This is a genomic window from Beijerinckia mobilis, from assembly GCF_000745425.1.
In the GTDB taxonomy this organism is placed as follows: domain Bacteria; phylum Pseudomonadota; class Alphaproteobacteria; order Rhizobiales; family Beijerinckiaceae; genus Beijerinckia; species Beijerinckia mobilis.
In genome coordinates, this window is sequence record NZ_JQJH01000004.1 from 176,633 (window position 1) to 192,438 (window position 15,806).

Sequence of the window (15,806 nt, forward strand, 5' to 3'; positions counted from 1 at the left end):
TTTCTAAAACACCTATACAGAGAACTGGTCCGTAAAATGGTAACGTTATTGTAAATATTTTTTTGTGTGTATATGTGCTGTGTTGAGTATACTTTAAAATCGGGCTGTCTCTGAAGTGGTTGTGTGTCGCTCAGGTTTGTATCTGCAGGTTCTGCTGAGGAAAAACGGTTGTGTTTGAACATAATGATCATTTAGTGGATCCCTGACTTTCTATAATAGCTTAAATATAAAGAATGCTGGTAATTGGGGTATAGGCATGGCTGAGCTTTCTTCTCAACCAACTTCTGTCCAATCGGCTTATGGTTGGCATTCTGAGGAGCGTCTTTACGTTAATAGGCGTTACCAGCGGAAATTGGTTTGGACTCTTGTAGAAAAGCAAAAATTGATCGGATCAATTATGAAAAAATATCCGATCCCCGCAATTCTACTTGCAGAACAAGGGGATGGAACAGCCCGTTACGAGATCATTGACGGTCTACAACGTCTTAATGCGATTGTATCGTTTATTGAAGGTGCTTTTCCAACAGAAGATGGACGATACTTTGATATTTCTCAGTTTCCAACAGCTAAAACAAACTGGGAGAACGGTAAATATACCCCTAATTCTCAGGAAAATCTAATTTCATCAAAGGAAGTCTCAGTTATTCTCGACTATGCTCTTGCTTTCTCTATCATGAGAAATGCGAGTAACGATGAAGTTGATGATGTTTTCGATAGAATTAATTCGTATGGTCATAGATTAAGTGAACAGGAACGTAGGCAATCTGGAAGTCAAAATGAATTTTCAGATATGGTTCGAAGTATTGCTTGTAAGATTAGAGGGGATGAATCTCAGTTGCTCCTTCCTCTATCAAAAATGCCAGAAATTTCGATAGATCTTCCGATGACCAAACATGGTTACGATGTAAAGGCAGAAGATGTATTTTGGGTGGAGCAAGGAATCTTAAAATCGACGGATCTTCGTGATAGTATGGACGAGCAATGTATTGCAGATATTGCAGCATCCATTATCGGTGGGACGGTTCTTGAGAGAGCTAAAGATGTTCTCGACAAAATTTATGAACGCAATAGCGAAGAGTCCATTCAGCTCCTTAGTGCTATGGCTGTCTATGGTGTTGAGCGATTTGTATCTGAATTTGAATACTGTGTTAGTCAGATAGAGCTCATTTGTGAGCATGGTGGTGATACAAAGCTTCGTGATATCATCTTTGAGCATAAGAATACTAATGCGTTTCCGGCGGTATTTTCCGTTATTTTTATTGCATTTCATGAGATAATGGTTGGAGAACGGAAATCAGTTAATGATTATGATGGATTGAAAAAAGCTGTTGATAATCTCAATCGCAGGATCGATACATCTCGAAAGTCAACCTCGTCGGAGGAACGGCGCAAGAATATCGATATTATCAAGGCGCTTATATCACCTCATTTCTCGAATGTTGATCCGTCAAGTGATATCTATGCGAACCATTCGGCAGTTGATATCGATAATTATATTCGTTCTACCGGAATGGAGCTCTCTCGCTATGAATTGAAACAGGGCCTACTTGAGTTAGATACGGGTAGAAAATTGAATAGTGGTTTGTTATCGCGGCTTATTCAAACCGCCTGCGGAATTGCAAATAATGGCCCTGAACGCGCGGGGCGCATTATTCTAGGGGTTGCAAACGAAGAAAAGGATGCGGAACGCATTGTCAAACTTGACGGGATCCGTGCACGTCGTGTTGGATCGTGGCACGTGGTTGGGATCGATCGAGAAGCGAAAGCGCTCGGTATTAGTCTGGAAGCTTATCACAACATAATTCGAACGGCATTCCAGAACTCAGATCTTTCTGATCCATTAAAAACAAATATCCTCTCATCAATTGATTATAATGCCTACTATGGCTTAGGGGTTATAGTGATTTCTATCCTTCCTCAAAAAGAGCCGTCATATGTTGGAGAAGAAATGTATTGGAGGGATGGGGACAATACAAAAATTGCAAAAGAAGCAAAACTGATCGCCGAGATAGGACGTCGCTTTTAGTTGTTTAATCCTTCAATAACATTGAAAGGTGAAGGTAATTGCTATGTGTATCTATGATATAGAGACTTGAATATCAAACTGTTAAAAATTTAAGTGACATCTCACGATTTTAATAAAGAATCTTAAATGTCAATGAAACTCTATTATGCACCAGGAACTTGCGCTGTCGCCTGCTGGATCGCGCTCAAATGGGCAGACGCGGCATTCGAAGCCGTCAAGGTTGATTACGCTTCCAAGGAATTCAAGCGCATCAATCCGCTTGCGGCGGTTCCGGCGCTGGATATCGGCACCGGCCGGGCGATGACGCAAGCCGACGCCATTCTCTCCTATATCGCCGAAACGCATCCAGGCGCTGCACTCGGGCCGGATCCCGATCCGCTGGGCCGGTTCGAATTTGGCGAGACCATGGCTTTCCTGACAGGTGATTTTCACCCGGCCTTCTGGCCCTTCTTCTTTCCGGCGCGCTACACGACCGATGAATCGCAGCAGGCACTCGATCATGTTCGTGCGGCCGCCTTTGCCCGCATCGATCGGGCGATGGCGCATCTCGATGCTTTGATCGGCGAAGATGGTCATGTCTATCGTCATCGCCATACCGTCGCGGATGCCTATGCTTTCATCATGGCGCGATGGTCGGCGAAAACGCCGAAGAGCTGGCAGGATTATCCCAACATCAGCCGGCTGTTCGCACTCATGGAAAGCGATGACGCGGTTCGTGAGGTTCTGGAACGCTCGCAAGCCTAACGTCGATCTTTCGGTGCGCGATCTAAATTGAAGTGTGGCGGCGGCTTTCCGCCGGATTTGCTTAATCCCAACAGATTGGGATCAAGCAGGCATTGCATCAGAGAGAAATAGCTCTCTGGTTGGCTGGTACAAGGTTGACGATCCCTGTGATGGCCGGTGCCGATTGCCGTCCACGGTCTGTTACAGCAACCGGCGTGCGGAAAGCGTGCGGGGCAACTTTTCGAAGCTCATGCCGCAATGTATCTCCGCTATCATTTTCATCGACACGGAATTGCTTGATCAGACTTGTGAGCTGCGCGGTTTCTTCCGAAAGCGAAAAGCTTGCCGATGTCGATTCTTCAACCATGGCGGCATTCTGCTGTGTCACCTGATCCATTTGATTGATGGCGGAGTTGATCTCGGTGAGGCTTGTTGCCTGTTCCTTGGCTCCGGCGGCAATTTCCGACACAATTTCATTGATCTCGATAACCTGGTGCATGATGCGATCAAGCGCCTTGCCGGTTTCTCCGACCTGTTTCACCCCATTCTCCACTTGCGCCGTCGCAGTGAAGATCAATTCCTTGATTTCCTTCGCGGCTTCTGCGGAGCGCTGGGCAAGGGCGCGGACTTCCGAGGCGACCACCGCGAAACCACGGCCGACCTCGCCCGCACGCGCTGCTTCCACACCGGCATTCAGCGCGAGGAGGTTTGTCTGGAATGCGATTTCGTCGATGACGCCGATGATCTGTGTGACTTGTTCCGAAGATTTGGCGATGGCATTCATCGCCGCGACGGCCTGACCGACAATGATGGCGCTGTTTTTTGCGTCGCTGTCGGCGGCGGTGACAACCCCAAGGGCATGGTCTGCACCCTCTGCCGATTTCTTGACCGTGGTCGTGATTGTATCAAGCGCCGCCGCTGTTTGTTCAAGGCTCGCCGCCTGCTGCTCGGTCCTCCGGGAGAGATCGTCGGAAGCCGTTGAGATTTCATTGGTGCCGGAGCGGATGGTCTGTGCGCTGGCAACGATGGCGCACATGGTCTGCCGCAATTTGTTCGCCGCTTCATTGAAATCATCGCGGATCTGAACGTATGACGCCGAAAAATCGTCATCCAGGCGGCTCGTCAGGTCGCCGCCGGCAAGGCGTTTCAGACCTTCGGCAAGACGCTCCATTGCCTCCGCCTGTTCGGCTGCCGCCTTGGCGCGAATGTCTTCATTCCTCTGACGTTCGGCTTCGGCGAGTGCGCGCGATTCCGCCGCAGCGGCTTCGCTTTCACGCAATTTAAAACCATTGTCCTTGAACACCTGTACAGCCTGGGCCATGGAGCCGATTTCATCGCGGCGGGTCTGGCCATCGATAACAACCGAGAGATCACCCTTGGCCAAAGCAGCCATGCGCTCGCCAAGACGCACAAGCGGTTTGGCAATCTGTGTGCTGGAAATCCAGTAAGACAGGCCACCGGCGACGAGAGTTGCGATGATGCCGACAATGGTGAGAAGGACGAATGTTTCCGAGGCCTTGCGGCTCAATTCATCGGCGCGAGCCTTGCTCTCGGCGCGCAGGCGCTGGTTGTAGGCCTTAAGATCAAGACCAAGTTGCATGACGTTCAAAAATATCGGTTCGGCCAGTTTGGCGCCGGAAGCCATTTGGTCAAGCTCTTCCGGCTTCAGCTTGGCCCCGCTCTCAAGGCTTGGGCTATCGATAGCGATCCGGAACGGCTTTTCAGCTGCGGCCCTAAGCGCATTGAAACGCGAACGGATGGCTTCGATTTCGACCGCATTGTCCGGCAGTTCCTTTCGAGCCATGTCCAGCAGGCGATCGACATTCTCGGAAAGCTCCGCGAAATCCTTGCGGATGGCTTTGCCGATCTCTGTATCCGTATCGAAAATCAGGAGACCCGCGACATCGGCATTCAGCGACATGATCGTGCGACCGAGGCGAGCAATGGCATTCGCACCGGTTTCTCGATGCGCAATCAATTCGGTACTCACGGCGCTGAGGGTGGAAAGATTGATAACAGCGATAGCGACCATGGTTGCGACTGTAAAGCACATGACCAGAACGGGAAGCAGTGCCTTCGTTCGCAGCGAAAAATTTTCCATGGTAATCATTCCAGGACCATCACGATAGACCGATGTATAATCATTCGACATTAAAGGGCGTTTAAAAGAAGCCAGAGAATACAATTGAAATCTGAAAGGAGGTTTTCATGTGCTCGCCAATGCCTGCATTGGTCAGGAGGCGGGATGCTTGATGTGCCTATCAGAAAAGGTTGGCATGTCATTCACAACCTCTTCCCTGTCGCGGTGGCCGATACGGGTATCATGACGCGATGGTCAGTGGGAGCTGCGGTACATCGTCGGCAATGGACAAGCTTGCAAAAAATAAATAGCTAGCTAATAATAAGTGCGCTCTTTTATAAAACGCGCGTAATCGCTTTGGGCGGATATGAGGTCTTATATCTGCTCTGTTCGAGCTATAGGCTCCGGTTGAAGGGGAGGGGGCGTTGCCCGCGAGCAGGAAGGAAGCGCAGCTTCGTCAGCACTTTACATTCACGCTTTTGCAGGCGGCACGCGCCTGGCGTCGTTGCGCCAATGTCGTCGTTGAAACCTATGGCCTCTCTGAAGCCACGGCATTGGCCCTCGTCTTCATCGGGCGGGCGAAGGAAGAGCCGCGTCAGTCTGAGCTTGCGGCGACGCTGGCAATCGAGGGGCCGACCCTTGTGCGCCTGCTCGATCAATTATGCGCTCTTGGTCTTGTGACCCGGCGCGAGGATCCGCACGATCGGCGGGCCAAAGTGCTCGGCTTGACTGCAGCCGGCCGCGATGCCGTCATGGCGATCGAGGACGAACTCGATGGCCTGCGTGCAGAGGTGCTCAAAAAAATCGATGTCGCGGATCTTGAAGCGGGCCTGCGGGTCTTCGGTGCGATCCTCAATCATACGCCGCACATGCGTATCCGTCAGGAGATCGAGGCATGACTCTTCCCAATCACCGGGACTGGATCTTTGCCTTCAAGACGTTTCTGGCGGCGATCCTCGCATTATATGTCGCCCTCATGTTCGATCTGCCGCGTCCCTATTGGGCCATGGCGACGGTTTACATCACCAGCCAGATGCTTGCCGGTGCGACGCGGGCGAAAGCCGCCTATCGCGTTGCCGGGACGCTCTGCGGTGCGGCGATGGCGATCCTCATCATTCCCAATCTCGTCAATGCGCCCTTCCTGCTCTGCACCGCCATCGCTTTGTGGGTTGCTTTCTGCCTTTATTGCTCGCTGCTCGACCGGACGCCACGCAGCTATCTTTTCATTCTGTCGGGTTATACGGCCGCGCTCATCGGCTTTCCCGCCGTCGATGAGCCAGGAGCCATTTTCGACCTTGCCGTTTCCCGGGCCGAAGAAATTTCGATTGGCATCATCTGCGCCAGCCTCATATCCATTCTCATTCTGCCGCGGACAGTCCGTGAGGTCGTTGCTGATCGGATCGAGGAATGGTGTGCGGAGGCCGATCAGCTCGTTCTGAAGATTTGCGGCACGGAGGGGCTTGGGCAATTGCATGCGACCTTCCTGCGGCTCGCCGGCGGCGTTCTGTCGCTCGAGGCATTTCTCAAGCAGATTGCCTATGAGGCTTCGATCAAGCGGCATTCGGTCGAGGCTCTGGCAATCTTGCGTCAGCATATGCTGGTGTTGCTGCCAATCGCTTCCGGGATCTCCGACCGTATCCGCATACTCAAACAGCATTCCGCTTTTCCGGTTGAGGCGGATCATTTGATAGCGGATTTGAGAAACTGGCTGCGTGGCGATGATACATCCGTCGTCTCGCCGATGCTTTTGCGCGCGACGGCCGAGGCGGCTAAACCGGCGCCGGCCAAGGATTGGAATACGCTTCTCACCATGAGTCTCATCGCGCAGATCGAACATTTCATCGATTTGCAGGAAGATATTCGCAGGCTCAAGAAACATGTCGCCGATGGCAGGCGGCTGCCGGAGCTGAAATTTCCCTATACGCGTTCAACCAAAGCCATTCGCCATCGAGATCATAGTCTGGCGTTCCGTTCCGCTTTGGCGGTCTTTGTTACCATCCTTGTGATTTGCGGTTTCTGGATTTTCTCCGGCTGGTCCATTGATGGATCTGGCGCGGCGATGATGGCGGCCGTCGCCTGCTGTTTCTTCGCGACCATGGATGATCCGGCGCCTGCCATTTTTAAATTCGCGAATTCCTCAATCATTGGCGCCCTTTGGGCGGCGATCTATCTTTTCGCCTTGCTGCCGCGGGCGACCAATTTCGAAATGCTCGCCTTCATGCTGGCGCCGGCGCTCTTGATCTGTGGTGCCTTGATGCATCATCCGAAGGCCGCGCTTTACGCCATGGGCGGTGCGGTGATCGGCCTGACACTGCTCGCCTTGCATTCGGTTTATGGGGCGGATTTCGCCGTTTTCCTCAATTCCGCCTTGTCTGTCACGATTGGCATGTGGGTCGCGGCGATTGTCACGCGGTTGATCCGCTCGGTGGATGAAAGCGCGACCGCGCGTCGGCTCGTCACGCTCAATCGCGCTTTGCTCGTCGATGTCGCGCGTGGGCAAAAGCGTCACGACGGTTTCGGGACAGCCGCCCTGATGCTCGACCGTCTCGGCCTTATCGCGGCGCGTCTGAAGCGGCCGGGAATGGTGGAGGAATTGCAACCGGAAGCGTTTCTCTCCGAGATCCGTGCTGCCATCAATATTGCCGAGATCAAACAGGCGCGGCACCGCCAACCCCAAGCGATCCGGCAGACACTCGACCGGATCCTTGATGCCGCTATCGGCCATTTTGGTGGTTCCGTCCGCATGCAAACACGAACGCTTCTCGAGGAGATCGACGCCGGACTTAACAGCGTGAGTGTTGATGCGGAGCCGGACCTCTGTGCGCGGATTGTTGGTCTGCGCGTCGCTCTGTTTCCGGATGCGCCGCCGTTTGAACCGATGCCGTTGGGCGAGAAGGACAGCAGAGATCCATTGCTTCTGGTGCCGGTTTCGTAGCGATGCGATTGCTCCTCTGACGAGCAGAAGCATCATGATCCGGAGAGTTTCAGCCAGTCCTCTTCGCTGATCGTCTCGATACCGAGTTCCGCCGCCTTGGTCAGTTTGCTGCCAGCGCCTGGGCCCGCAACGACAAGATCGGTCTTCTTCGAGACCGATCCCGCGACCTTTGCGCCGAGACGTTCCGCCTGGGCCTTGGCTTCGTCGCGCGTCATATGTTCCAGCGCGCCTGTAAACACGATCGTTTTACCAGCCACAGGGCTCGCCGTCGCTATGGCTTCCATCGGTTCGGGCGTCACATGCTGCAGCAGAGCGTCAAGGACCTGCTGATTATGCGGCTCGGCAAAGAAATCGGCGATGGCTTCCGCGACCACCGGACCAAAACCTTCGACATTGGTGAGTTCGGCGCGTTCGTCCGACCCTTCTGCCGCTTTGCTGGCGATCGTGCGGAAAGCTTCGAATGTGCCGAAGGCCCGCGCCGCGCGCCGCGCATTGGTCTCCCCCACATGCCTTATGCCCAGTGCAAAGATGAAGCGATTCAGCGCAATGCGACGGCGCGCCTCGATCGCCTCGAACAAATTGCGCGCGGATGTTTCTCCATAGCCTTCCCGGTCCTTCAACCGCTTCAGGCTTTTTGCATCGCGTTCCTGCAAGGTGAATATATCGGCGGCTGTCTTGATCAGCCCATCGGCGTAGAATTGCGCGATTTGTTTTTCGCCGAGCCCTTCAATGTCGAAGGCATTGCGCGAGACGAAATGTTTCAGCCGTTCGATGACCTGGGCGGGGCAAACGAGGCCGCCGGTGCATCGGCGCACGACATCTTCGGTGCCGGTCTTCGGATCGATCTCGCGGATCGCCGCCGATCCGCAGACGGGGCATGTATGCGGAAATACATAAGGCGTGGCGCCCGCCGGACGTTTGTCGAGCACCGGCCCCAGAACCTGTGGAATGACATCGCCGGCGCGCTGGATCGTCACCATATCGCCAATGCGTATGTCCTTGCGCGCGATCTCATCCTCATTATGCAAGGTTGCATTGGATACGACGACGCCGCCGACGGTGATCGGTTCCAGCCTTGCGACAGGCGTCAACGCGCCGGTGCGCCCGACCTGAATCTCGATATCGCGTAGGAGCGTGATCGCCTTTTCAGCGGGAAACTTATGCGCGGTGGCCCAGCGCGGTGCGCGTGAGACGAAACCGAGACGCTTTTGCAGGGCAATGGAATCGACTTTGTAGACCACGCCGTCAATGTCATAGGGAAGCAGGGCGCGCTGGGCTTCGATCGCATGATAATGCGCGATGAGCTCCTCGGCTGAATGGCAGAGTTTCATCAAGGGATTGACCGGAAGGCCATAGCTTTTGAAGGCCTCGACCATCCCCATCTGCGTCTCGGCTGGTTCCCGGCTGGCTTCTCCCCAGGCATAGGCGAAGAAATGCAGGGGACGCGTGGCGGTAATCGACGCATCGAGCTGGCGCAGGGAACCCGCCGCGGCATTACGGGGATTGGCGAAAACCGCTTTGTCCGCAGCCATCTGCCGCTCGTTGAGTGCCGCGAAATCGGCATGGGTCATATAGACCTCGCCGCGTACTTCCAGAATTTCCGGTGCGTCTCCGCGAAGCCTGTGGGGAATTTCCTGGATCGTCCTCACATTGGCGGTGACGTCCTCGCCTGTATAGCCGTCGCCGCGCGTCGCCGCCTGAACGAGATGGCCGTTTTCATAACGAAGGGAACAGGACAGGCCGTCGATTTTCGGCTCGGCCGAGATGGCAAGGGGAGCGTCAGTGGCCAGCCCGAGGAAACGCCGCACGCGGGCGACGAATTCGCCGACCTCTTCATCGGAGAAAATATTGCCGAGCGAGAGCATCGGCACTCTGTGAACAATCTTGGCAAATTTCTCCGATGGCGCGGCGCCGACTTGTTTCGTCAGCGAATCAGGACCGCCAAATTCAGGGAACGCCGCCTCGATCGCTTCATAGCGGTGGCGCAGAGCGTCATATTCGGCATCGGAAACCTTGGGCGCATCTTCCTGATAATAGGCTTTATCATAAGCGGCGATCATTTCGGCAAGACGCCGATATTCCCGTTTGGCTTGGGCCGGGGTCAGGGATTCGATGGGTTTGAGCGTTGCCATGAACCATGATTAACATGGGGAGGCCATGGGCGAGAAGGGGGCGTTCCCTTTCAGGCCGCCGGCAGCCCAACGTGATGCGCAGGCCGCTGCCTGCCGCAGACACACAGGGGCGCCGCCGGATGACTAGAGGTTCATGGGCTCGTCGTCGAAGCGCCCTGTGCCTCGCTGATCGATTGCAATTCGGGTTTCATGCGCGAGACGAGACCGCGCCAATCCTCGCGCGGGCCGCGTCGGAACAGACGCATGGATGGATACCAGGGGCTGTCCTGCCGATCCATCAGCCAGCGCCAGTCCGGAACATTTTTGAGGAGTAGCCAGACTGGTCGGCCGAGGGCGCCCGCGAGATGCGCGAGTGATGTGTCACAGGTGATGATGAGATCGAGTGTCTGCATCAGCGCCGCCGTCTCGATGAATGTATCCTCCTTATCGGCGTCGATGTTGTAATCCTCGATTCTGATCCCCGCATCCGTAGATGCGGGATGATCGACATGGCGTTGCAGGCTGATGAGGCGCAGGTGCGGAATGTCCATCAATGGCGCGAAGGCAGAAAGCGGGATGGAGCGCGACGGATCGGCATCAAGGTTCTGATTGCCGCGCCAACACAGGCCAACGCGAAATCCTTGCTGGCCGATACGTTCGGCGAATCTGTTTACGCAATCTTCCTCTGCGCGCAGATAGGCGGGTTGGGAGGGAATCGTCTCGACACGCGTTTTGAACGCGCGAGGCAGCGACGAAAGCGCGATCTGGCTGTCGAAATGCGCATCGTCATTCAGTGTATCGACGAGTGTGATGGGCAGAGGCACTGTACGAAACAGCCTGTGGAGCGAGGGACGGCATAGAAAAGTGACCTGCATGCCGGCCGCGACCATGAGGGGCATGTAACGCACGAATTGGACGGCATCACCGAGCCCCTGCTCGTCGAAGACGAGAATATGGCTCCCGGAGCGCAATTCGCCATCCCATTCGGGAAAGGCGAATTTCAACTCGATCTTCGGTGTTTGTCCGGCAATCCAGCGAAATTCATATTCCTCCAGGCCTTCTTCGAATTGTCCAAGAAGAAGGAGCAGGGAGGCCCTGTTGTTGCGGGCGTGGATCAGTCCCGAATCGAAAGCAAGCGTTGCGTCATAGGCGGCCAACGCTTCCTTGAAACGACCGGCGGCTTGCAACGCCACGGCCTGGCTGCTCATGGCTTCGCCATAGGTTGGGTTCAGATCAAGGGCCTCTTTGAAACAGAGCAAGGCACGTTCCGCTTCATTGTTTTGAATGTATATGTTGCCCTTGTTGAACCAGGCCTGAGCGAGATCGGGTTTGAGGAGAATGGCTTGATCGAGATCGGCGAGCGCTTCCTTGAAACGGCCAAGACGCTGCAAGGCCGTGCCGCGATTGTTCAAAAGCTCGGCATTATCGGGTTGTAATGCATAGGCGTTTTCGTAATCGACGATTGCCTCATCGAGGCGTTTCAATGTCTGCAAAAGGGCGCCGCGATCAATCAGCGCTTCGGCGAAAAGCGGTTTGAGAGAGAGTGCCTTGTTGTAGAAGTCCAGGGCTGCTTCCACATGTCCGCCGGCCTGAAGAATTTGTCCGCCCGCATGGAGGGCTAGCGGATGTTCAGGCCGTAGCGCCAGAACACGATCCAGTGCGGCGATGGCTTCATCCAGCCGGCCGGATTCGCGCAATAGCGTGCCCTGACGGTAGAAGAGATCAGCATGTTTCACTCCCGACCGGAGAGCCCGATCGCAGGTCGCGATGGCATCCTGTAAACGGTTGAGCGTTTGCAGAGTGGAGATTTTGTTGAGCCATGCATCCGCGAAGGCAGGATCAAGGATCAGGGCGCGGTCGAACCATGCGAGGGCTTTTTCCGGGGCTTTTCGGGCAAGATGGAGCAAGCCGATGAGGTTGCAGCGGATAGGCTCATTCACCAGGCTCTCGTCGAGCGTCTGCAATTCCTCGGCGCTCGCCTGAATTTGCCCGGTCTTCAGGAAGGTGACGGCGCGGTTGATGGTGTGATCGAGCTGCATGTCCAATGGATCGGCCCTTTGGCAAAGGAGATACTTCCTTTTTCCATAGCGACCTTGCGCCGGGCTGATCTTTCCATGCGTCTTTCGGGACATCCTGGCCAGTGGCGGAGTCGAAAATATCGGACACAAACCATGTTGTATGTCTGATAGTCTGATATCGAAAATGCGGGCCGTTCGTCAAATCGGTGAGTATGTTTGACGTCTTCTATACCCGATTTCCCCAGGAACGCCGGGTTCCGTTCTTACAAAATCATTCGATTCTGATGGCTTGTGAGAGTGTACCGTCTTATTCCTTCAGAATAGCGGTATATATCACCAGTCTTGTATGCGTTGTCGGAGAGGGGGGATGTCGAACCGACAATTGACGATGGCTGCTCGAATCAATCAGGTACGCTCATCTCCTCGTTTCTCGGTCACGAGATTGTTGGAGTGCGTAATATGCAAATGCCGTTCGGAGTCTTCCGAACGGCAGCTTTGAAGAGTGAGTCTCTTCTCAGAAACCGTGAATCATGGCGTGATTCCGGCATATCGAAGAGATTTTCGGAGAAGAGAAAACAGCCCTTCCGACCCTGGCTCAGGCCAGCGGCGGCGCATTGGTATGCACGATCGTCCCGACGTGCTCGCCGCGCATCGCGGCGGTGATGCGGCCCGGCACTAGACCGTTGACGACCTGCACGCGTTCAAGCTGGCGCGCCGTCGCCATGACCTCGAGAAGCGCGCGGTCGAACGGCAGCGTGCCTTCCTTCTTGGCGAGATCGGTGGCACTCACTTCCTTGAGCAATTGCGCCTTGCTACCATCGGGGCCATTGGGGTCGCGATCATAGACTCCATCCACATCTTCCACGATCGTGAGGCCGGCCGCTCCAAGTGCGTCGGCGATCAGGAAGGCACCCGTATCCGCCCGGTGCGGTGGAATGCGTGAGGTCGGGAATTCGTGGTGGTGATAGGGAGGAAAGGCGCTGCCGACCACGCCACGGGCTGCCGTCAGGTGAATCGCGAGCTGGTTCGCGACGGTCGGATGCTCGATATAGGACACACCTTCCGGTGCCAGCAGCGACGCGAGAATGTGGCCGTTCTGACCGGCTTCCGTGGCGGCGAGCGGGGCCAGCGATCCGACCGGCAGGCCAAGATCGAGACCGACGCTGTAGAGGTGCCGGGCACGGATGCCGGCGCCGGTCAGGATGAGCAAACGGTGCTCGGGCAGAATCTTGCGCACCTCTTCCACCACGGGAAGGATCGCATCCGGTCCACGATCCATGATGGAGCGACCGCCGATCTTGATGACCTGCAGCCAGGGCAGTAGACGAATCGGGCGCTTGCCGGCAACCGGGCGGGTAAGGTCGCGGTCGAGCAGGGTCTGGCGAGCGAGCGGCGAGGCAACGTGTTTGATGGTATTGGCTTCACTGGTCATAGCAATGGCTCCCACTCAGGCTCTCAGCGCGCGGTGATGATCGTGCCGACGTGTTCGCCAGCGAGCGCACGGGTCAGATTGCCGGGAACGAGGCCGTTGACAACCTGCACTTCATGAATGTGGCGTGCCTGCTGGAGCAGGTCGAGCATGGGGAACTCGAGGATCGAGTCGTGCAGACCTTGTGCTTTCATTTCGTCAACCGATATTTTCGGGATGAATTTGGCATCCTTCGCGGTTTTCGGATTCGCTGTATAGAGGCCGTTTTCATCCTTCACGAAGATCATGGACTTGCAGCCGAATTGTTCGGCGACGAGGAAACATCCGGCGTCGGTGCGATAGGGCGGGATGACATTTTCGGAAGCGGGAGGCATCCACAGGCCATAGGGCGGCATGCCGCTGAAGATGACGGCGTTGACGTCGGCAAGATAGAGAGGCACCGCCGAAAGACCGGCACCCTCGACCGCCGGAATGCCGTATTGTGCCAGTAACTGCCCCAGAATGATTGCGTTCTGGTTGGCGACCGAGGCGCCGAGCTGCGAGAGCACGCCAGCCGGCAGGTTGAGCTCCGCGGCAATCGAGTAGAGGTGCCGTGCCCTTGTGCCTGCGCCGGTTCCGATTAGCAACTGGTGGTTGGCGCGGACCTCGACGATTTCATTGAGGAGCGGATAGAGGCCAGCGCGGCCGCGGTCGATGACGCTCTGACCGCCGATCTTGATGACCGTGGCGTCCGGCAGGATTCGAAAATCCGACGCCTCTCCGGCGGCTGCCAGAAGCTGCGGGTCGGTCAGCGACCGTTGCATGAGGAGCGCCTCAAGCTCCGTCGTCGTGCTGGTCATGACGGGGTCCTTTCAAATTGGCATGCATTCGATCAAGTCGAGATTGACTGATTACAACTTAAGGCAGTGTGTCGCAACAAGTAACCATTGAGCGAAGGCATGTATTTTTTACATGTGGCGAAGCTAATCAAAAAAATGCATACGTGGACGGAATTTAATACTTTGGCTGCGCGGTGAAGCCGTTTATGAGTCAATGACTAAGAGCATGAAGCGCTATCTTCGACTATCATGCATGCCGTTTCTGATTTTAGCGGTCTTTTGTATGGCGCGATACACCATCTGTGCTGCTACTCTTGCTCTTGCCACTGTGGCGGGAACTGCCTCGCTGAGGCCAGGAAGCAAACGGCTCCTGAGCCCTTGCGCGGACCGTACCGGAGCAGATTGGCGTGGCTACACGGGTACGTGATGTTCCGGAACGCACGCCAGCCCTGCGGCTGATTGCGCAGAATGGGACTTTCCGTCCGGTTCGATGTCGATGAATGCCTTTGACCATGTCATCGGGTTCGTACCATCGGTTTTCTCGCAAACACTAACGGTAAAATCATCCATCAGAGCTGCTGGAATCTCCGGAGGCATACGAAGACGCTTTATGGCGCCTTGTGTATGTGTTTGAAGGCGAGGATATTGTTCGTATAGGTTTCGACCACCAGGCTGAAAGGTTCACCTTCCTCCGTTGTCAGCACGGCGCGATGCTCCAGCAGGTGTTCCGGTATAGTCAGGGGCGTGACAGACCGGCCATGGGCATCCCCATCGCTTGCGGGGGATGCCGGTTCCTCCATTTCCCAGCCTTCCGGCAGAGGGTGCCAAAGAATACGCGACGACAAAGTCCGTCTTTGCGGCGAGAGGGGCTGTACGACGCGCCCAAAGGCTGTATCCGTCGTCTCGAGTATTGTGTTCATGGCCGGTGTCAAACGGTCCGGTACGTACCAATTCTCCGCTTCCGATAAAACAACATCGCCACAATGGAGTGCGACGCGCCGGTATTGGACTGTATCCTTCGGTGTGATGCGCAAAATCTTGCGCTGCTCATCGGTCAGCGGTTGCGGGCCAATGGCTATTCGCCGCGCGGCTATATGGGCCTCCGGTGCAAGCTTATGGTCGCGGCACCATTTATCGAGAATCAGGGTCGCGCTATGGGCGGCCAGCAATTCGGCGTTTAGTGTTTCGATCAGGGCCCATATTTCCACACGAGCCAGAAATGTATCGGGCCAAATCACGGGGGTCGACGGAGCGTTCGGTGCGGGAAGACATGGGGTGGAAAGGCTGAAGGATAGCAGGAAACCGATGAAAAGGCGGCTGGATCTTCGAAGTGCAGCGAAATTGATGGAACCATTATCGGCGACTTGTTGCCGCTGCGCCAGCAATCCGGTGCCGAATTGCTCATTGGCCTTGCTCCGGCTTTTTCTCCAGAGAAAAGGAATGTTATGAATATCTGCCATAGAATCTCGCACAATCTGCGGGTGCTTTGGTTGGACACCCCGCAACACATGCCTTCACCTTGAGCCTGAATATCTAGAGCATTTTCCGATAATGTTGAATCGCGAAGCGATTCCATTGCTTTCGGGCGCCCGGCAGAGCGCGGTAGATCAGGCGTGGCGCCATTTATTGAGCGCGATGCTTTTTCATGGTTGGACGACGAACTTTC

At 55.2% G+C, this 15,806-nt stretch carries 10 protein-coding genes; 4 read left to right on the forward strand and 6 right to left on the reverse strand.

Features of this window, described 5'->3' with window-relative positions:
* Window positions 1-256 precede the first annotated feature (256 nt).
* Both DL88_RS06220 and DL88_RS06225 read left to right on the forward strand, forming a co-directional pair.
* Window positions 257-2,026 (forward strand): DUF262 domain-containing protein, encoded by a 1,770-nt coding sequence (locus tag DL88_RS06220; RefSeq protein ID WP_034993476.1) that lies wholly within the window; start codon window positions 257-259, stop codon window positions 2,024-2,026.
* Window positions 2,027-2,152: 126 nt separating this feature from the next.
* Window positions 2,153-2,770 carry a glutathione S-transferase family protein gene (locus tag DL88_RS06225; RefSeq protein ID WP_210165277.1) on the forward strand — a complete coding sequence of 206 codons (618 nt, stop codon included), beginning with the start codon at window positions 2,153-2,155 and terminating at the stop codon, window positions 2,768-2,770.
* Window positions 2,771-2,867: 97 nt separating this feature from the next.
* Here the strand turns inward: DL88_RS06225 and DL88_RS20775 are convergent, their stop codons facing one another.
* Window positions 2,868-4,850, reverse strand: coding sequence for a methyl-accepting chemotaxis protein (locus DL88_RS20775; protein WP_051955659.1), 1,983 nt, complete (start codon window positions 4,848-4,850; stop codon window positions 2,868-2,870).
* Window positions 4,851-5,254: 404 nt separating this feature from the next.
* On the opposite strand from DL88_RS20775, the gene DL88_RS06235 reads away from it, so the two are divergent.
* The gene (locus tag DL88_RS06235) at window positions 5,255-5,728 is read left to right on the forward strand and encodes a MarR family winged helix-turn-helix transcriptional regulator (protein ID WP_034993479.1); all 474 of its coding nucleotides are present in this window, start codon (window positions 5,255-5,257) and stop codon (window positions 5,726-5,728) included.
* Window positions 5,725-7,764, forward strand: a complete 2,040-nt coding sequence (locus tag DL88_RS06240; RefSeq protein ID WP_034993481.1) for an FUSC family protein — start codon at window positions 5,725-5,727, stop codon at window positions 7,762-7,764. Before DL88_RS06235 ends, DL88_RS06240 begins: the two co-directional genes overlap by 4 nt.
* Before the next feature lie 32 nt (window positions 7,765-7,796).
* Here DL88_RS06240 and ligA read toward each other — a convergent pair whose 3' ends face one another.
* From ligA to DL88_RS06265, 5 genes are all read right to left on the reverse strand, one after another.
* Window positions 7,797-9,896, reverse strand: a complete 2,100-nt coding sequence (gene ligA, locus DL88_RS06245) for an NAD-dependent DNA ligase LigA (protein WP_034993482.1) — start codon at window positions 9,894-9,896, stop codon at window positions 7,797-7,799.
* Between the two features lie 131 nt (window positions 9,897-10,027).
* Entirely contained in the window at window positions 10,028-11,914 is a 1,887-nt protein-coding gene (locus DL88_RS06250) for a tetratricopeptide repeat protein (RefSeq protein WP_051955660.1), read from the reverse strand.
* A gap of 574 nt (window positions 11,915-12,488) precedes the next feature.
* Window positions 12,489-13,325: an amino acid kinase family protein gene (locus DL88_RS06255; protein WP_034993483.1), complete on the reverse strand. Its 837-nt coding sequence runs from the start codon at window positions 13,323-13,325 to the stop codon at window positions 12,489-12,491.
* A gap of 23 nt (window positions 13,326-13,348) precedes the next feature.
* A complete protein-coding gene (locus tag DL88_RS06260; protein ID WP_034993486.1) occupies window positions 13,349-14,161 on the reverse strand; it encodes an amino acid kinase family protein in 813 nt (270 codons plus the stop codon).
* 587 nt (window positions 14,162-14,748) lie between these two features.
* Window positions 14,749-15,600, reverse strand: a complete 852-nt coding sequence (locus tag DL88_RS06265; RefSeq protein WP_245270654.1) for a hypothetical protein — start codon at window positions 15,598-15,600, stop codon at window positions 14,749-14,751.
* Between the last annotated feature and the right edge of the window lie 206 nt (window positions 15,601-15,806).

Excerpts from the sequence above, each read along its gene's own strand:
- DL88_RS06255 (WP_034993483.1), bottom strand. The coding sequence starts at position 13,325 with ATGACCAGTGAAGCCAATACCATCAAACACGTTGCCTCGCCGCTCGCT.
- DL88_RS06250 (WP_051955660.1), bottom strand. The coding sequence starts at position 11,914 with ATGCAGCTCGATCACACCATCAACCGCGCCGTCACCTTCCTGAAGACC.
- DL88_RS06260 (WP_034993486.1), bottom strand. The coding sequence starts at position 14,161 with ATGACCAGCACGACGACGGAGCTTGAGGCGCTCCTCATGCAACGGTCG.
- ligA (WP_034993482.1), bottom strand. The coding sequence starts at position 9,896 with ATGGCAACGCTCAAACCCATCGAATCCCTGACCCCGGCCCAAGCCAAA.
- DL88_RS06265 (WP_245270654.1), bottom strand. The coding sequence starts at position 15,600 with ATGGCAGATATTCATAACATTCCTTTTCTCTGGAGAAAAAGCCGGAGC.
- DL88_RS20775 (WP_051955659.1), bottom strand. The coding sequence starts at position 4,850 with ATGGAAAATTTTTCGCTGCGAACGAAGGCACTGCTTCCCGTTCTGGTC.
- DL88_RS06240 (WP_034993481.1), top strand. The coding sequence starts at position 5,725 with ATGACTCTTCCCAATCACCGGGACTGGATCTTTGCCTTCAAGACGTTT.
- DL88_RS06225 (WP_210165277.1), top strand. The coding sequence starts at position 2,153 with ATGTCAATGAAACTCTATTATGCACCAGGAACTTGCGCTGTCGCCTGC.
- DL88_RS06220 (WP_034993476.1), top strand. The coding sequence starts at position 257 with ATGGCTGAGCTTTCTTCTCAACCAACTTCTGTCCAATCGGCTTATGGT.